Consider the following 14,750-nt stretch of genomic DNA (forward strand, 5'->3'; position numbering starts at 1 on the left):
CCAGAGCGTAAAATAAAAAGTTTGGATGCATCCAGAGAAATAAAAACAGGGGGCTTACACCCTGCGCCGGACTACCATGCCGCACCCGGCTAGCGCGAGAACGGCGATCACCGCTCCCGCATCCGGTGCGTCTGCTTTCTTTGTTGGTGGTGCAGCGAAGTCCAGATCCTCAGAAAGCATTGTGGTCTCACCGGATTTTACCGTGATGTTCTTTGTGAGGGTAAGATATCCGTCTGCCTCCAGCATGACCTCATGCTGGCCCGGTGTTATTCCGGGAAACGTTCCGGGGCTCTCCCCGGCATAGATCGTATCGATATACACATGTACGTGTTCTGGGGATGAATTGACCTCAATTGCGCCAAGCGGTGACACAGTTGTAGTCTGTGCAACCTGTGCTTTTGCCGGATCGATCACTGTGTGCTTCAGGCTGGGAAGTACTGAAGAATCTGTGAGCTGGCATGAATATCCATCAGGGAAGGTAACTGTTGTGACTTTCGGAGAGAAATCAGCGGAGATCACTGAGCTTACGGCAGAGTTCTCAAGGGCGATCTGAGCTTTCTTGAAGTCCATAGATGTGGTCTGGTACTCCGTCCCGGTCGGTACATCGTTCATCACGGCAAAATTTTTCAGGTAGAGATCTGCACCAGACTTGTCAAACGAGAGGATCTCAGGAGGATCCGAGCTTGTTGTCAGTCCTTTTACCAGCTGTTCCCGGAGTGTGGATTCGGGGATGACATTCTCAATCACACCCTCAAGGGTATATTTGAACGTGGCAGTGGCATCGCCGTTTTTTGCGACCGTGATACTGAGGGAATCTGCCGTGAATGCCTGGACCGGGGCAACAAGGAGAAGCACGAGGCAGATGATACCACACAGGGAGGCCAGATGCAGAGTTTTTTCGGGAAACATCATGGTGATCACGTAGCACACATACTGTTGTCAGTATACCAGATTAGGACTTTTTTTGACGATATAGGTTGACATCCTTCGCTCCTATTATCGGGCAGGAACAAAAGAGGCGGTGCCTCATGTTGATATAGGCAGTTTGCGCAATATCTGTACCATTCATGATAGAAACGATCATTGGTCTTATTTTTCATCTTGACCAGAACCTGTCCGCCGTCGTCCAGAGTTACGGCATATGGACCTACCTCATACTGTTCTGTATCATCTTTTTTGAGACCGGCTTTGTCATAATGCCGTTTTTACCCGGGGATTCGCTGCTCTTTGTCTCCGGGGCGGCAGCGGCAAGCGGGATTATGAACCTTGAGATCCTGATCGCAGCAGTTATCCTAGGAGCAGTGACCGGTGACACGGTCAATTACTGGCTGGGAAACTACCTCGGGTTGCATATCTTCCAGAAGCGGTTCCCGAACTTCATAAAAAAAGTATATATCGACAAGACCAACGGTTTCTACGATAAGTACGGCGGTGCGACCATCTTTGTTGCCCGGTTCGTGCCCCTCGTGCGGACGTTCGCACCGTTCCTTGCCGGCGTCGGGGCGATGAAGTATCGCAGATTCCTCTTGTATAATGTACTCGGGGCCGTCTCGTGGACGCTTGTGGTGGTTCTTAGCGGGTATTATCTTGGCACGTTTTCTATTGTCAAAGAGAACATGAGCCTGCTGATCCTCCTTGTCCTTGCGGTGACGGCGGGAACGATCCTCCTTATCCTTGCCGGGCTCATTCAGGCCTACCGGCAGAAGAAGAGACCGGAAGGGCAGTAATTTTTTAGGCAGACATTTTCCCGCTCCTGAAAATATAAAATTGTGAGAGTGCTAATGCCCATAAAGAGATACCTCCGCAACGCTTGTTCATACATGAATTTTGGATGGAATTTCCCCCTTATTTTACCGGGATCAACCGCACTCGCCCAGCGAGGGCCCGGAGGCGCCCGAGCGGCCCATCGGGGGTGGCTTCTCGTTATGAGGTGGAATAAACGTATTGAAATAAGTAAAGAGTGTTTCTCCCTCTGGGCCACTTGAGAAGCCCGACAGGGCAAGGAAATTATTTTAGGACGTTACATAAAAGAATTTTCTGACCTTATTTCTTACACGTAACCGTCATGCCCTTATTATCAACTTTTGTTGCGATGGCAATCTCTAATCCAATTGGCTTGAGGATCTTCTGGATCTCCTTACGGTCCTTTTCCGTCACAATCGAAATTGACGGCCCGACGGAGCTCATACCGACAAATTCAAGACCGGCCTCCCGGAGCATACTCATGTACTGGTAGATCCGGTAGCTGTGGTGTTCGATCTCTGCCCGTTTCGATCCCCTGAACTCGATCTCCCAGACAACATTCCCGATCTTTTTCAAGTCCCCGCGTTCGAGCGCCGGGATAAAATCCATCATGAAGAGGTACGCCTTGAGTTCCCGGTCCCGGTAGTCGAGGGTCCGTGCCCGGTTCATGAGCAGGTCGAACTCTTTTGTGCCGGCTGATGAGATGTCTGTCGGCGGGACAACGATAAAGACGTTTTTGCCTTCCGCAAACGGGTGGTGGTACACGAGCACGAGTTCGTCGCCCATCACTGCCATGCCCCCATGGGTGCTTGCCGCCGGACCGACACCGGTCTCGAAACCAAAGGCGATTGTTCCGTCTGCAGTCTCCTCGACATAATTGTGGCCGATAAGCTGGCGCAGCTGTTCATTCGTGAGCGGGGAGCCGACCGCCTCGTTTAAGGCAGTCGCCACGGCGATCATCACTGTACTCGTCGACCCGAGGCCGATGTGCTTGTGCTCGTGATCGGTCGCTTTAATTTTAAATCCGCCGGTGTAGCCGATCGCCTTGTTGAAGACGGCGACAAAATTCTCAATAATATCCGCCCGGCTGTAATCGATCACGAGGCCCTGCCGGGTGCATTCGACTTCCGCGGTACAGTAGCACTGGATGGCAAAACCGATCCCACCGCCGCCCGCGTGATTCGGGGCAAACCGGTTCATGTCGAGGACCGAGAGATGGATCCGGGCCGGTGCTTTCACGAAGACTTTACCTTTCTTCGGATGCAGCCGATAAGCGTTCTTTTCAAAACCGAGCGTCTTTGTGATCTCACCGGGAAGGAATGATTTGAACTCGTATTCGACGAGGTCGAGATCGCCGCCGCGTATCATCATAATTGGCATAGCGCTTCACCGTTTATGGTATTCCGTCGAAGAAAATACTCAAAATTCACGTTGCGAAACTTTTTAGTTAAGGAAATATTATGAAAACATTCAACACTTATACATGGTAACTGCCAAGCAACCAATTCAAACATTCCTATTATCCTGCCGCACTAACGGCACAGGGTATGCTTATCGGATTGGCATATTAAGGTTTCTGGATTTCATCTATGGGCCTCATATGACCGGGAGAACCGCAACGAAAAAAGAGTTTGCCACGTATGAGAAACTGGCAAGCCGTTATCTTTCAGAGAAACAAGATCACGCTGCTGATCTTATTGACAAACGAATTTGCATTTCATGTTCTTAATCACTCGCGTATCATCTGTCCGCAGTCTGGGCACATCCACGCACAAGGTATAAATCTCCCGTCCTCTCGCTTGTATAACCTTTGCATTTTGACCGCGCGGTCTTTGTGATTACAAATCTTATGTTTGATATCTGCCACAAAGATGTATACATCTTTTGAACATAAAAAGGTAATTGCACAAAGAATTGGGCGTATTTTTTCAAATAGTCAAAGCCTTAAAAAAGTGTTATATCCGCTATCAGCGTTAATTAACTAACGTTATGCGTGTCTTTTTGTATTAATTTTTCTTGTTATGTAGCCGGCAACACGGTTCCTGACGCGCTTGCTGTCGATCGATGCAGATGCCGAGAGCTGCTGCTTGTTCGCATCGAAATTGTTCGAAAAGTTCTCTCTCTGCTTGGCCAGGAGTGCGGTACCGATGGTCTTGATATACGATGGCTTTATTCCCATGGAGTTTTCCTCAAAGTTCTATACGTATAATGCGGTTCGACAACATAATAATATTGCCCGCGACAACCGCAGGATTCTCACCAAACAGGTGGATGACCGCGGTCTCTTTTGAGACGCCCGGATTCACGATCACTTCCGGGACACCCTCCCTGCAGCAGGAGGCCACTCCCCAGTCCATCGTGCTGACTCCGGGGGGCTGCCCGCTGCGGTCAATAGTGCAGCATTCAAGGAACATATCCCCAAGCACGCGGCGGACCGCATCAGTATACCGGATCGTTATCGCACAGCGCATCTCCGGGTCGAATTTCGAAGCAGTAAGAAGAATTTTGGCAATCTCTGCGTCGGCGCCAAACCCGCAGGTTCCCGCTGCCCGAACGGTATTGTTCTGCACCACGAGCCCCCCGGCGACAGCAGCAACACCCGCACTATCGCGGGCGCCGGTGATGGCATAACCGATGTTTGAGCCGACGCCGGCAGCAACCAGCCGTGAATCCATCGATTCTTCGAGAAGGACCACGGCACGTGAGAGCCGGGTAAGCACATCGTTTCTCTGCTGCTCGGGACTGATCATAGTATCCGCTCATTCTGTTGATCCGGGATGCTCTTATGCTCTTCCCCGGCCCTCAACAGTCAGGTTAGATCCAGTTCCTTGCGTATCCCCATCAGCCCGCCGATTGCAACGGCATAGAAATCCGGCAGCGCAAGGATCGGTGCAACGAGCGCGATGCGGGACCGGTCGCACCCTGCAGCAAACGACTTTTCTTTTGCCTTTTTTGTCACGGTCTTTACGGTCACGTCAGAGAGCCTGCCGCCTTTAACAAGCGCACACGCGATCACGAGACCTGACACACTGTCTGCTGCCTGCAGCGCAATTTCGACCGGCCTGTCATAGGTTCCCGAAAAGAGAGAGTGATTGTGCCGTTGGACGATCCCGGCCAGATCGGGATCGATGCCATGCTCCCTGAGGATCTCTGCACCCTTCGCACCGTGCTGCTGCATATCCCCGTGAATGAGTTCGAAATCGATATCGTGCAGGATACCGATTGTTTCCCAGAGTTCTGCATCCTCACCGAGGCGCGCAGCAAGCGCTCTCATTACGGCACCGGTCGCAAGGCAGTGTTTTTGAAGCCCGTCATCATGGACGTACTGGCAAAGCAGGGCAATCGCAGCGAAACGTTCCATGGATTGTGATAGGAAGACCGGGTTCATCAGCCTGACGGCCGGACACTGCAAAGATATGCATATAACCGTAAAACGCCAATATGCCTTGGATGGACGCACGTCTGCTTGATGTACTTATTGGCGTGGCCGGTTTTATTCTTCTGATCGTTCTTCTTTCAGTACTTCCGCTGGTTATGAGCGCCGGGCCGGCCTACCTAATCGCAATTATTGTCTTTATTCTCTTTCTGGCTTTTGCAGGATACCGGGTTAACGAGAAGATTACATAAAATACGAAAAACTGTTTTCCTTTTTTTAGGATTTTTTCGGATTTTTATCAGCAACCTGCGGTTTAGCAGGTGCAGGCAAACGTGGTCGTGATTTTTTTACCTTGTAGTAACTGAGCGGGTGACTGACCTTTTCGCAGAGAGGATCACGGTGGACGCACAGGCCGGTCGTCAGCATCGCCGCGCAGGCCGGGGTCGTGTACTCAGTGCTGGACCCCCCGCGCCCCGTGATATGCTCAACCTGGTACATGGTCTTCTCGATATCGAAATCCGGTGACCGTGCATAGAGTTCTGCGATACCTGCCGTGTTCATGCCGATATTGTGGAGGAATGCTGTGAGGGAGAACCGCCCCGCATGCGTGAGGTTGGTACCTGCCGCAAGCGCGGTAATGAGCGCCTGCATGCAGGGGGGAAATGCGTTTTCCTCCACCGTTCCGAATTGTCGCAGCATCTGCTCCTGGTACACCTTCTTGATCTCCGCTGCTCTCGGCGCGAGCCGCTCGCAGATCTCCTTTGGCACCCGGTGAGGGAGGTCGCGGCGCAGGAGCACGCGGATCCGCTCCCGCAGGAGTTCGTAGCGCTCGTCCTTGTTGATCGCGACAAATCCCCGTATCACATGCCGGTTAATGAGCCGGTACCGGTCATCATGCAAGGGCGCGACGAGTTCCACGTAATCAGGAACCGGCATCCGGTTCTCGGTGATCCTGATACCCAGTTCGTCAGAGATCGCGGTCCAGAGCCGGGAATACTCGCCTTCATCCTGCACGTACCTGCTGTTCCACTCCTCTTCATTCACGAGAAAATAGTAGGCACGTTCGGCCTCGTACCGGGTGAGCCGGTCGATAAGTTGTTTGTCATTGACGCAGGACGCGATGATCCGTGCGAGCGCATACGCGGCGATCTCGTCCTCGGGACTGTCACATACTTCAGGGACCCGGGTCTTTTTCGGCGTTACTGCTTCCTGTATCCGGGCAACTGCTTGCGAAACCAGGGCTTCACCTTTAGGTGTGCCAAGAAGAGTACCAAGCGAAGCGAAACGGGACCTGATGGGATCCTGAGCTTTTTTTAAAAACGGAAAATGGGAAAGTTCCTTGCCGGAAGGCACAAACTCCATTCAGTCAGCCTCAATACGGGGCGCAAGCAGGTACTCCACGTGACCGTTGCCACCAGCAATATCAAAGGAGAACCGGACCGGGTGATCCACACCAAGGCAGACCTCGACCTCGGGAGCTCGTGACATGACTTTTCCCATGTCCCTGAGATAGTCAAGGGAGAAGAGCGAGCGGGTCTCGACCGGGGTAAGCGACTTGAGCTCGTCTTTTCCGAACTCCCGCAGGATATGATCGGTATCGCCTTCTGCGACCATATAAAAGGTCTGGTCTTTGGGGTTGATTCCCAGGGCGATCTTGTCCGAGATTACCGCAGCTGCCTTGATCGCATTGTTGAGATCTTCACCGGAGATAACAACCTTTCCCGGGAGGTTGATGGTCGGCGAGTTGGGATCTTTTCTGATCGTGTTCGTGTCCAGGAGGGTGATCGAGTAGTGGTAGCCGTGGACACTGACTGCCATCTTCTGGGCATTGTCCGCGAGTTCAAGGCTGATGAGGTCGCCTTTCCCGCCCATGTTGAAGATGTTCTTCATCTTGGAAATATCGACCCCCAGCTCGCTTTTTGTGGCCTTGAAGGTATCAAACGCCTCTTTTTTGAGCGTGAAGGCGATCATGGCGACATTGGCGGTATCCACTGCCCGGGTGGAGATGCTGTCTTCCGCCGTATGCAGCCGGCACTCAGGAATGAGTGCCGAGATCGCGTCAATGGCCTCCCGGAATATCTCTGCGTCAATGGTTGCTTTTAACATCGCTTTCCCCTTAACAATTGTCTTATACAGTATATCGTCATACTTTAATTATAGCGTTTTGGGTTCGTTTCGCCGATTTTGGAGGTGAATGGGTATGGGTTCACAATGGTCACGGGACAAGGTATATTTTCGGGCAAAACAGGAAGGCTTCCGGTCCCGGGCATCCTACAAGCTCATCGAGATCCAGAACAAGTTTGCCATTATCCGCCAGAACGATAACATCATCGATCTCGGGGCGGCACCAGGCAGCTGGCTCCAGGTGCTGCGCACGCTCACAAGCGGGAAAGTACTGGGGATCGACTTAAACCCGATTGCTGCTCTTGAAGGGATAGATACTATCGAAGGCGATCTCACCAACCCGGCCATCCAGGAGCAGGCACAGGCACAGCTCGGCACGGTCAGCGTGGTGGTCTGCGATGCCGCCCCGAAACTCTCGGGCCACAAGAGTTACGACCAGGCACGGGCCATCGCCCTTGGCGAAGAAGCACTGCTCTTTGCCTGCCACGTATTAAAGCCCGGCGGCAACTTTGTGATAAAATCATTTCAGGGTGTTGATTTTCCCGAACTGCTGGCCCAGATTAAAGAACACTTTTTCGTGGTAAAGACCTACTCGACCAAGGCTACCCGCAAGGGAAGCACGGAAATTTATATTATAAGCAAGAATTTTAAGGGATAACCATCCTCCATGACACAAGCGCTCAGGGATTCTTACGGACGACCGGTAACAAACCTCCGCATCAGTCTCACCTCGCGGTGCAACCTTTCCTGTATCTACTGCCATGCCGAGGGTGAGAAGAATCCCGAGTCCGAGATGAGCGCGGACGAGATCATCGCCATCATGGAGATCGCGGCAAAGTTCGGGATTAAAAGCATAAAATTTACCGGCGGGGAACCCCTGATCCGGCTGGATATCCTGAAGATCATCCGGGCAGTCCCGAAAGGTATCGAATGTTCGATAACCACAAACGGCATCCTGCTTGCAGAAATGGCAGCGGATTTAAAAGCCGCCGGGCTCCGCAGGGTCAATGTCAGCCTCGACAGCCTAAATCCAAAAACCTACAAACAGATCACCGGGAGCGACCGGCTCAGCGAGGTTCTTGCCGGCATTGATGCGGCACTTAACGTCGGGCTCACACCCGTCAAACTCAACATGGTGGTTCTTCTTGGTATCAACGATCAGGAGTTGAATGATTTCCTTGCATTTGTCCGGGGGAACCGCAATCTCGTCCTCCAGCTCATCGAATTAATGCACTTCAACAACTGCGAGTACCACGGGGACTTAACTAGGGTCGAATGCGACCTTGCCGCACGATCGGAACAGATCCTCACCCGCAGGATGCACCACCGCAAAAAGTACTGTCTTGATGGTGCCGAGGTGGAGGTCGTGCGTCCGTTGCACAACACCGAGTTCTGTGCGTTCTGCAACCGGCTCCGGGTAACCTCGGATGGCAAACTCAAGCCATGCCTGCTGCGGACGGACAACCATGTCACTGTCAGGGGCAAAAAAGGTGCTGAACTCGAAGCACTTTTCCGGGAAGCTGTTGCGAGACGGGAACCATTTTTTAAATAGATTCTTCCCGCAAAAACAGTGCATCCTTAACGGTGAGAAGGATACAGGAGTACGGGAATATATTTACAATTCCGGCGTACACTAGAACCGTATGAACGCTGACAACGAATACATCAATGCCCTTACCCATCTCTATGAAAAATCCCTGATCCTGCACGACACCTCGCTCTTCAACAAGACCCTTTATTTTTATTTTATCGATGCTATTGCACATATTGACTATACCTGCAGCATTTACGCATTCAATTATCAGTCACCGAAAAATATTATGGGTGCCGAGTACCTGCGCTGGCGAATCGATGAGGAAAAAAAGGGGGACCGGCCACAGTTCCCGGCGTTTATCGCATGGCTCAAGACCGCCCGGCCGGAGAAATTTGCCACCCTGCCCTCACTTTGGCAGATGCTCTACGACTTAGAAGATCCCGCAGGGTACCGGAGCTTTCGTATCGTCCTTGATCCGGATAGCCGACAGGAGATCCCGGCAAATTTCTTTATTGCGGTTATCGATGAGTTTTTCGAGCAGGATTTCTTAAAAAGCCTGTATGAGGATGCATCCCTCTCCACGCTTTTTACGGCATTTATCGCAGAACAGAAGACCTGATCCAGAATGGACGTAAGCCGAATCTGTGCAACACTCGTGGCGATAAAAAGCGAGAATCCTCCGGGAGATACATCTGGGGTTATCGAGTACATCCGGGATTTCCTTGATGCCCGGGGCATCATATCCACGGTCACGGATACCGGGGGCGGTCGGTGTAACCTGGTTACCCGGGGGCCAAAAAAACCGCTCCTGCTCTGCGGACATGTGGATGTCGTACCGGCTCTTGACGAAGGGTGGACGCATCCGCCGTACTCCGGTACCCTGGAAGATGGATATGTCTGGGGCCGGGGCGCGACCGATATGAAAGGTGGGTGTGCGGCGATGCTGGCCGCCAGTGACATGCTTGTACAGGAAGATCACGAACTACCCGCGACTCTGGCGTTTGTCTGCGATGAAGAGACAGGTGGTGACCTTGGGATTCAGTACCTGATCGCACACAATCTGATCGCGCCCTGTGACTGCCTGATCGCAGAACCATCACCGGCCCGCCATCCCTGCATCGGTCAGAAAGGGCTCTGCCGGCTTGACCTGAAATTTGCCGGGACGCCCGGTCATGGCTCCCTGTACCCGACCATCGGTGTGAGCGCGATCATGGAAGCGATGGAACTGCTCGAATACATTAAAAGCCTCCATAATCGTGAATTTCCGATGGATGAAAAACTCCGGGAGATTATACGGCACTCCTCTGAGGTCTTTTCCGAAGAGTTCCAGATACAGGAGGGAAGCGATATCCTTGAACGGGTAACGTTTAACCCGGGCATTATCTCGGGCGGCGAGAAGATCAACATCATCGCCCAGCACTGTTCGGTCAATCTGGAACTGCGGATTCCCTGGGGATGCAGTATCCCGGATCTGGTCACAGATATTCGTGCGCACGCCCAAAACGGGACGATCGTCGAGAGGATAGTGCACGACCCTTCACTCACAGATCCGGATTGCGAGTTTGCCGCAGTCGTGTGCCGCGAAGTAGAGAAGGTATGGGGCGGGGATGTATTTCCCATCCTCCAGTGGGCGGCAAGCGACGCGCGTCACCTCCGTTGTGCAGGATTTCAGGTGATCGAGTACGGTCCTGGAGAACTCGCGACGCTTCACGGAATCAACGAACGGATCTCCGTTGTATCACTTGAGAATGCGGTAAAAATTTACCGGGGCATCCTGGACACGTACAGCAAAAAAACAGAAACGTCATGAGATGAGACATGAGGAAATTCGGGTGCGGGCCGATAGGCCGGAATCAGTTTTGTCTGACTCCATAACTAACCCCCCATTTGTTTAAAAGGGATCAATTCTTCCGACGCTTTGCGCCAGCAAATACAATTCCGGCCACCACAATTGCCGTAAGAGCACCGATGGATGAGAGCGGAGTATACGTCGTCTTCGTTGCAACCTGTGTTTCCGTCGCGGTCACGGCAATGGTGCCGGCAGGCAACGATTCTGTTACATTCACAGCAGTCTGCGCCGCTGCGGTGGTGGGAACCGTTGCAGGGGAGGTCCCCCCACCCAAAACCCACGGTGCCTTTGTCGGGGTCGGCGAGCCGGTTACCTGATAGACCTGGGACTTACCCATCACAGATTCCTTGTTCTTTTCCGCATCGGCATACACAGGGCTGATTGTCAGCGCCGCATTGAAGCAGTCCAGCGCATCCTGGTAACGTCCCAGTGCAGCAAGCGCGAGACCCTTGTTGTTCCAGATCTCGGCACTCTTGGTTGTTTCTTGGGTTGCATGATTGAACGCATCGAGCGCTTCAGTGTACTTGTCCTGCGACATGTACACAAGTCCAATCTGGTTCCAGGTATCCGCATTATGAGGGTCGAGATTCGCACACTGGGCATACGCTTTGAGCGCGGCATCCGGGTTTCCTGTCTGGACATACGAGGATGCAAGGTTACAGTATGCATCCGCATGGTTGGTCACCGTGGCAGTAAAATTCACATACGCGGCAACGGCTTCATCGTACCTGCCAAGTTTAAAGAGCGCATAGGCCATGGCATCCTGCGCATCGGTGCTTGTCCTTATCGCAAGGGCCTGATTTGCTGCATCGAGCGCCTCAGAGTACTGTCCCAGCGCATTGAGGGCCACGGCTTTTCCCGCGAAGGCAGACGCATACGAGGGATCCAGCGAGAGCGCATTGTTATAGTACGTCACAGCATCTGCGTAATTCCCGACAGTTGCAGCATTCTGTCCTCTCGTATACCACTCAAGGGAGTCTTCCGCTGCTACAGCAGGGACCAGAATAAGAATAATTACAAGCAGTATGCCTGCCTTTGCGCTCATCTGCATATCCGAAAATTCTCTTTTATCGCAGATGAATGTATTGTTTTTTTGGCATCCCGTGAATTATTCTGCAGGGTGGGGAGGCTGGCGCCCGCACCAGCCTGTGGTGACAACGACTGTTCCCCCCAAGATTGCGGTGACGACAAATGCTGCCAAAAATCCGCCCATATCCGCAATGACCCCGGCCACGAACGGGAGGATGGCCATCCCAAGGTAACTTGCCGTCGAGAACAATCCCATAAGAAGTCCCTGGTGATCCGGCACTCCGGCAAGAAACACCATCTGGGCGATCATCACGACACCGGCAAGAGCGCCAAGCACAATAAAACCCAGCGGGGATACATATGCGAGAAGGACACCCCCCGCCATGAAGATGGCAGACCATCGGATGATCGGCACCGGGTGGAGCGGGATACGGGAGACCACAAGAACGGCGACGATGGTGGCAATACTCATGCCCGCAATCCAGAGCCCGAGTGTGTCCGGTGCCTCACCGGAAAACTTCGGGTACAGCGATGAGACAACTCCCGTGATGCCGACGAGAACAACGGCCGAATACCACAACCAGAGGTTGTCGCGGACGAACGCTGAAACGATGGCGGTATCCCTCATCCTCACCGTAGAAACCAGGCTGTTACCGGTAACAGCGCTTCCTGCAAACGCAACGAGGGCAAAAAGAGTGAAGATGCCAATCCCGAGGACCGGCTCTGCAAAACGCACCGCAAACCAGCCGGCGACGATTAGCCCGAGGACAAGCCCGAGGTTGAGCATCGCCATGTAATACCCGCTCATGCGGGTATGATCGCTCCGTGAATTGATATACGACAGTGCGGCAGCGACAAAGAGCCCGGCCCCGATCCCTTCGCAACCACGCAGGACGATCACCACTACAGGAGAGGTAGCAAAAAAAAGCAGGACACCAGTTGCAACTGTTATCAGAAGACCGGCCCGTATGACCGGGGCAGTACCGTGGCGATCGGCAAGCATTCCTCCCGGCAGGGTGGAGACAGAGGCGCCGAAGAAATATGCGGCATAGATGGCCCCCTGCCATGCAGACTGTCCGGCAAATGCCGGCAGCACCGGGACGATCGCATTCGAGAGCGCCATGACGGCAAAGATGCCGAGGCAGACGATAACAAGGGAGGCCTTTGATGCCGCCATGCGATCAGATCATGCGGTACGTCTCAAGGTTCATCGGGGAATGAGTCTGGATGTGGTAACGCTTGTAGATAGAACTGGCAAGATCGATCGTGTTGTTCTCGTCCCCATGGATACAGAAGATCTTCTCGGGCCTCGGCTGGATCTGGCCGATATAATTCATCAGCTGCCGCCGGTCAGAATGCCCCGAGAACCCATCGATAGTAGCGATCTCAAGGTTGATGGTGATCGTGCCTTTCCGGCCCATGGGCACTTCGCGCCACCCTTTCTGGATGCGTCGCCCCTGAGTACCCTCAGCCTGGTACCCGACAAAGACGAGCGCATTCTTCTCGTCCTCTGCGAGGTTAAGGAGGTACTCCATGACCGGACCGCCGTTAAGCATACCACTTGTGGTAATGATTACACACGGATCGCCGTTGATCACTTTCTCGCGGAGATCGGAAGAGTCCACCTGCTGGAAACAGTCAGCAAGGAAGGGGTTCATCCCTTCACGGAAGATCAGGTTCCTAAGATCATTGTTAAGGTACTCCGGGTAGGTAGTGTGGATCGCTGTAGCCTCGCGGATCATGCCATCAAGATAGATCTTGACGTGCGGGATCTTGCCAAGACGCATCCCTTCTTCAAGGGCGAGCATGACTTCCTGCGACCTGCCGACTGCAAACGCGGGGATGATCACCTTACCGCCCCGCGAGAGCACCGTGTTAATGATCTCATAAAGCTTGCACTCCGCATCCGAACGTGCCGGCTGGAAATCATTCGAGCCGCCGTACGTGCTCTCCATGAACAGGGTCTCGAGCCGGGGGAACTGGTTGACAGCCGGGTTAAAAAGCCGGCTCTTGCTGTAGTTGAAGTCACCGGTAAAGGCAATGTTATACAGGCCGTCGCCAATATGAAAATGGGCGATCGCGGAGCCAAGGATGTGGCCGGCATTGTGGAAGGTGAGCTTGATGTCCGGGGCAATATCGGTCACGCTACCATAATTCAGGGTGATCGAATGCTGGATATACGTCTTGACCTCGTTTGAGCTGTATGGGATCTTCCGGCCTTCCTTGTTAAGGACATCGAGGTAATCCAGCTGGAGCATCGCAGAAAGATCCCGGGTCGGAGGAGTCGAATAAACCGGGCCCTCATATCCGTACTTGTAGAGAAGGGGGACGAGCGCACAGTGATCGAGGTGAGCATGGGTGAGGACAACAGCGTCGAGCTGAGCCAGGGGGTGGATCTCGGGAACATAAAGATACGGGGCGCCATTGGAGTTGTCGGGTTTCTCCCCGCAATCGATAAGCACGCGGCTGTCTGGGGTAGTGAGTAAAAAAGCGGCACGGCCGACTTCGCGACAGCAGCCAAGTGTGGTGACCCGTACCCACTGATCTTTCTTGGTCGAATCCTTATTTGTGTCATCACGGCCCGGAATATCTCGGTGGATCCGCCGCCCGATAGTACGCAGGAACTGCTTACGCTCCTCATTGACCGAGCGCAGGTACTGGCGGACCTGCTTTACGGTACTGCTCTCGATGGGGGGAGTGCGGACAACTTTGGGCGTCCAGCCAATGTGCCGGGTAATATCACGGAGCGTGATCCCGTTCTTCCCGATTACAACGCCGGGTTTCTCCGCTTCGATCAGGACTTCCCCGGTATCGGGGTCAAAAAAGATATCGGTGATACCGGAGGACTCCGGGACGACTGCCCGGATCTCGGTTGCCGCCTTCTCCGGATCTTCAAGGATGGTCGGACGGACTACGATCCGCTTCCGGAGATCCCGGGCAAGGACCCGGATCAGGTCGGCCTCATCGGCAAATCGTTTGGGATCATCGGTGTAGATGACCAGTTCCGGGCCTTCGAATTCGACCTCTTTTACCGTAATGCCGGCAGGTACTTTCTCGTTGATCTTGTCTTTGAGCTCTTTGAGCCGTTCTTCAAT

At 53.3% G+C, this 14,750-nt stretch carries 16 protein-coding genes; 6 read left to right on the plus strand and 10 right to left on the minus strand.

Features of this window, described 5'->3' with window-relative positions; genetic code table 11:
* Positions 1-54 precede the first annotated feature (54 nt).
* Entirely contained in the window at positions 55-930 is an 876-nt protein-coding gene (locus QZN75_RS08845; protein WP_292427541.1) for a PEGA domain-containing protein, read from the minus strand.
* Between the two features lie 137 nt (positions 931-1,067).
* Between QZN75_RS08845 and QZN75_RS08850 the strand changes: the two genes are divergently transcribed.
* On the plus strand, positions 1,068-1,727 hold the full coding sequence (locus tag QZN75_RS08850) for a VTT domain-containing protein (protein WP_292427544.1): 660 nt from the start codon (positions 1,068-1,070) through the stop codon (positions 1,725-1,727).
* 316 nt (positions 1,728-2,043) lie between these two features.
* On the opposite strand, the gene QZN75_RS08855 is transcribed toward QZN75_RS08850, so the two are convergent.
* From QZN75_RS08855 to QZN75_RS08870, 4 genes are all read right to left on the minus strand, one after another.
* A complete protein-coding gene (locus QZN75_RS08855) occupies positions 2,044-3,123 on the minus strand; it encodes a GHMP kinase (RefSeq protein WP_292427547.1) in 1,080 nt (359 codons plus the stop codon).
* A 607-nt stretch (positions 3,124-3,730) separates the two neighbouring features.
* A complete protein-coding gene (locus tag QZN75_RS08860; RefSeq protein ID WP_292427550.1) occupies positions 3,731-3,922 on the minus strand; it encodes a 30S ribosomal protein S17e in 192 nt (63 codons plus the stop codon).
* A gap of 10 nt (positions 3,923-3,932) precedes the next feature.
* Positions 3,933-4,493: a thiamine-phosphate synthase family protein gene (locus QZN75_RS08865; protein WP_292427554.1), complete on the minus strand. Its 561-nt coding sequence runs from the start codon at positions 4,491-4,493 to the stop codon at positions 3,933-3,935.
* A 59-nt stretch (positions 4,494-4,552) separates the two neighbouring features.
* Positions 4,553-5,131: an HDIG domain-containing metalloprotein gene (locus tag QZN75_RS08870; RefSeq protein WP_292427557.1), complete on the minus strand. Its 579-nt coding sequence runs from the start codon at positions 5,129-5,131 to the stop codon at positions 4,553-4,555.
* 62 nt (positions 5,132-5,193) lie between these two features.
* On the opposite strand from QZN75_RS08870, the gene QZN75_RS08875 reads away from it, so the two are divergent.
* Entirely contained in the window at positions 5,194-5,370 is a 177-nt protein-coding gene (locus QZN75_RS08875) for a hypothetical protein (protein WP_292427560.1), read from the plus strand.
* Positions 5,371-5,395: 25 nt separating this feature from the next.
* Here the strand turns inward: QZN75_RS08875 and priL are convergent, their stop codons facing one another.
* Complete coding sequence (priL, locus tag QZN75_RS08880) at positions 5,396-6,481, minus strand: DNA primase regulatory subunit PriL (protein ID WP_292427563.1); 1,086 nt, start codon at positions 6,479-6,481, stop codon at positions 5,396-5,398.
* On the minus strand, positions 6,482-7,225 hold the full coding sequence (locus tag QZN75_RS08885) for a DNA polymerase sliding clamp (RefSeq protein ID WP_292427567.1): 744 nt from the start codon (positions 7,223-7,225) through the stop codon (positions 6,482-6,484). It abuts the gene before it with no gap.
* Between the two features lie 94 nt (positions 7,226-7,319).
* Between QZN75_RS08885 and QZN75_RS08890 the strand changes: the two genes are divergently transcribed.
* From QZN75_RS08890 to QZN75_RS08905, 4 genes are all read left to right on the plus strand, one after another.
* Positions 7,320-7,901 (plus strand): RlmE family RNA methyltransferase, encoded by a 582-nt coding sequence (locus QZN75_RS08890; protein WP_292427570.1) that lies wholly within the window; start codon positions 7,320-7,322, stop codon positions 7,899-7,901.
* Between the two features lie 9 nt (positions 7,902-7,910).
* Positions 7,911-8,795 carry a GTP 3',8-cyclase MoaA gene (gene moaA, locus QZN75_RS08895; protein WP_292427573.1) on the plus strand — a complete coding sequence of 295 codons (885 nt, stop codon included), beginning with the start codon at positions 7,911-7,913 and terminating at the stop codon, positions 8,793-8,795.
* A gap of 91 nt (positions 8,796-8,886) precedes the next feature.
* Positions 8,887-9,396: a hypothetical protein gene (locus QZN75_RS08900; protein ID WP_292427576.1), complete on the plus strand. Its 510-nt coding sequence runs from the start codon at positions 8,887-8,889 to the stop codon at positions 9,394-9,396.
* A 6-nt stretch (positions 9,397-9,402) separates the two neighbouring features.
* Entirely contained in the window at positions 9,403-10,587 is a 1,185-nt protein-coding gene (locus tag QZN75_RS08905; protein ID WP_292427579.1) for a M20/M25/M40 family metallo-hydrolase, read from the plus strand.
* Positions 10,588-10,678: 91 nt separating this feature from the next.
* Here the strand turns inward: QZN75_RS08905 and QZN75_RS08910 are convergent, their stop codons facing one another.
* The 3 genes from QZN75_RS08910 to QZN75_RS08920 form a co-directional block, all read right to left on the minus strand.
* Positions 10,679-11,677, minus strand: coding sequence for a tetratricopeptide repeat protein (locus QZN75_RS08910; protein ID WP_292427583.1), 999 nt, complete (start codon positions 11,675-11,677; stop codon positions 10,679-10,681).
* 57 nt (positions 11,678-11,734) lie between these two features.
* Entirely contained in the window at positions 11,735-12,832 is a 1,098-nt protein-coding gene (locus tag QZN75_RS08915; RefSeq protein WP_292427586.1) for an MFS transporter, read from the minus strand.
* A 4-nt stretch (positions 12,833-12,836) separates the two neighbouring features.
* On the minus strand, positions 12,837-14,750 hold a 1,914-nt coding region (locus QZN75_RS08920; RefSeq protein WP_292427588.1), incomplete at its 5' end, for a beta-CASP ribonuclease aCPSF1.

This window comes from Methanoregula sp. (assembly GCF_003170075.1).
Taxonomy (GTDB): domain Archaea; phylum Halobacteriota; class Methanomicrobia; order Methanomicrobiales; family Methanospirillaceae; genus Methanoregula.

Coding starts and splice junctions, on each gene's coding strand:
- QZN75_RS08850 (WP_292427544.1), top strand. CDS start 1,068: ATGATAGAAACGATCATTGGTCTTATTTTTCATCTTGACCAGAACCTG.
- QZN75_RS08855 (WP_292427547.1), bottom strand. CDS start 3,123: ATGCCAATTATGATGATACGCGGCGGCGATCTCGACCTCGTCGAATAC.
- QZN75_RS08860 (WP_292427550.1), bottom strand. CDS start 3,922: ATGGGAATAAAGCCATCGTATATCAAGACCATCGGTACCGCACTCCTG.
- QZN75_RS08865 (WP_292427554.1), bottom strand. CDS start 4,493: ATGATCAGTCCCGAGCAGCAGAGAAACGATGTGCTTACCCGGCTCTCA.
- QZN75_RS08870 (WP_292427557.1), bottom strand. CDS start 5,131: ATGAACCCGGTCTTCCTATCACAATCCATGGAACGTTTCGCTGCGATT.
- QZN75_RS08875 (WP_292427560.1), top strand. CDS start 5,194: ATGGACGCACGTCTGCTTGATGTACTTATTGGCGTGGCCGGTTTTATT.
- priL (WP_292427563.1), bottom strand. CDS start 6,481: ATGGAGTTTGTGCCTTCCGGCAAGGAACTTTCCCATTTTCCGTTTTTA.
- QZN75_RS08885 (WP_292427567.1), bottom strand. CDS start 7,225: ATGTTAAAAGCAACCATTGACGCAGAGATATTCCGGGAGGCCATTGAC.
- QZN75_RS08890 (WP_292427570.1), top strand. CDS start 7,320: ATGGGTTCACAATGGTCACGGGACAAGGTATATTTTCGGGCAAAACAG.
- moaA (WP_292427573.1), top strand. CDS start 7,911: ATGACACAAGCGCTCAGGGATTCTTACGGACGACCGGTAACAAACCTC.
- QZN75_RS08900 (WP_292427576.1), top strand. CDS start 8,887: ATGAACGCTGACAACGAATACATCAATGCCCTTACCCATCTCTATGAA.
- QZN75_RS08905 (WP_292427579.1), top strand. CDS start 9,403: ATGGACGTAAGCCGAATCTGTGCAACACTCGTGGCGATAAAAAGCGAG.
- QZN75_RS08910 (WP_292427583.1), bottom strand. CDS start 11,677: ATGCAGATGAGCGCAAAGGCAGGCATACTGCTTGTAATTATTCTTATT.
- QZN75_RS08915 (WP_292427586.1), bottom strand. CDS start 12,832: ATGGCGGCATCAAAGGCCTCCCTTGTTATCGTCTGCCTCGGCATCTTT.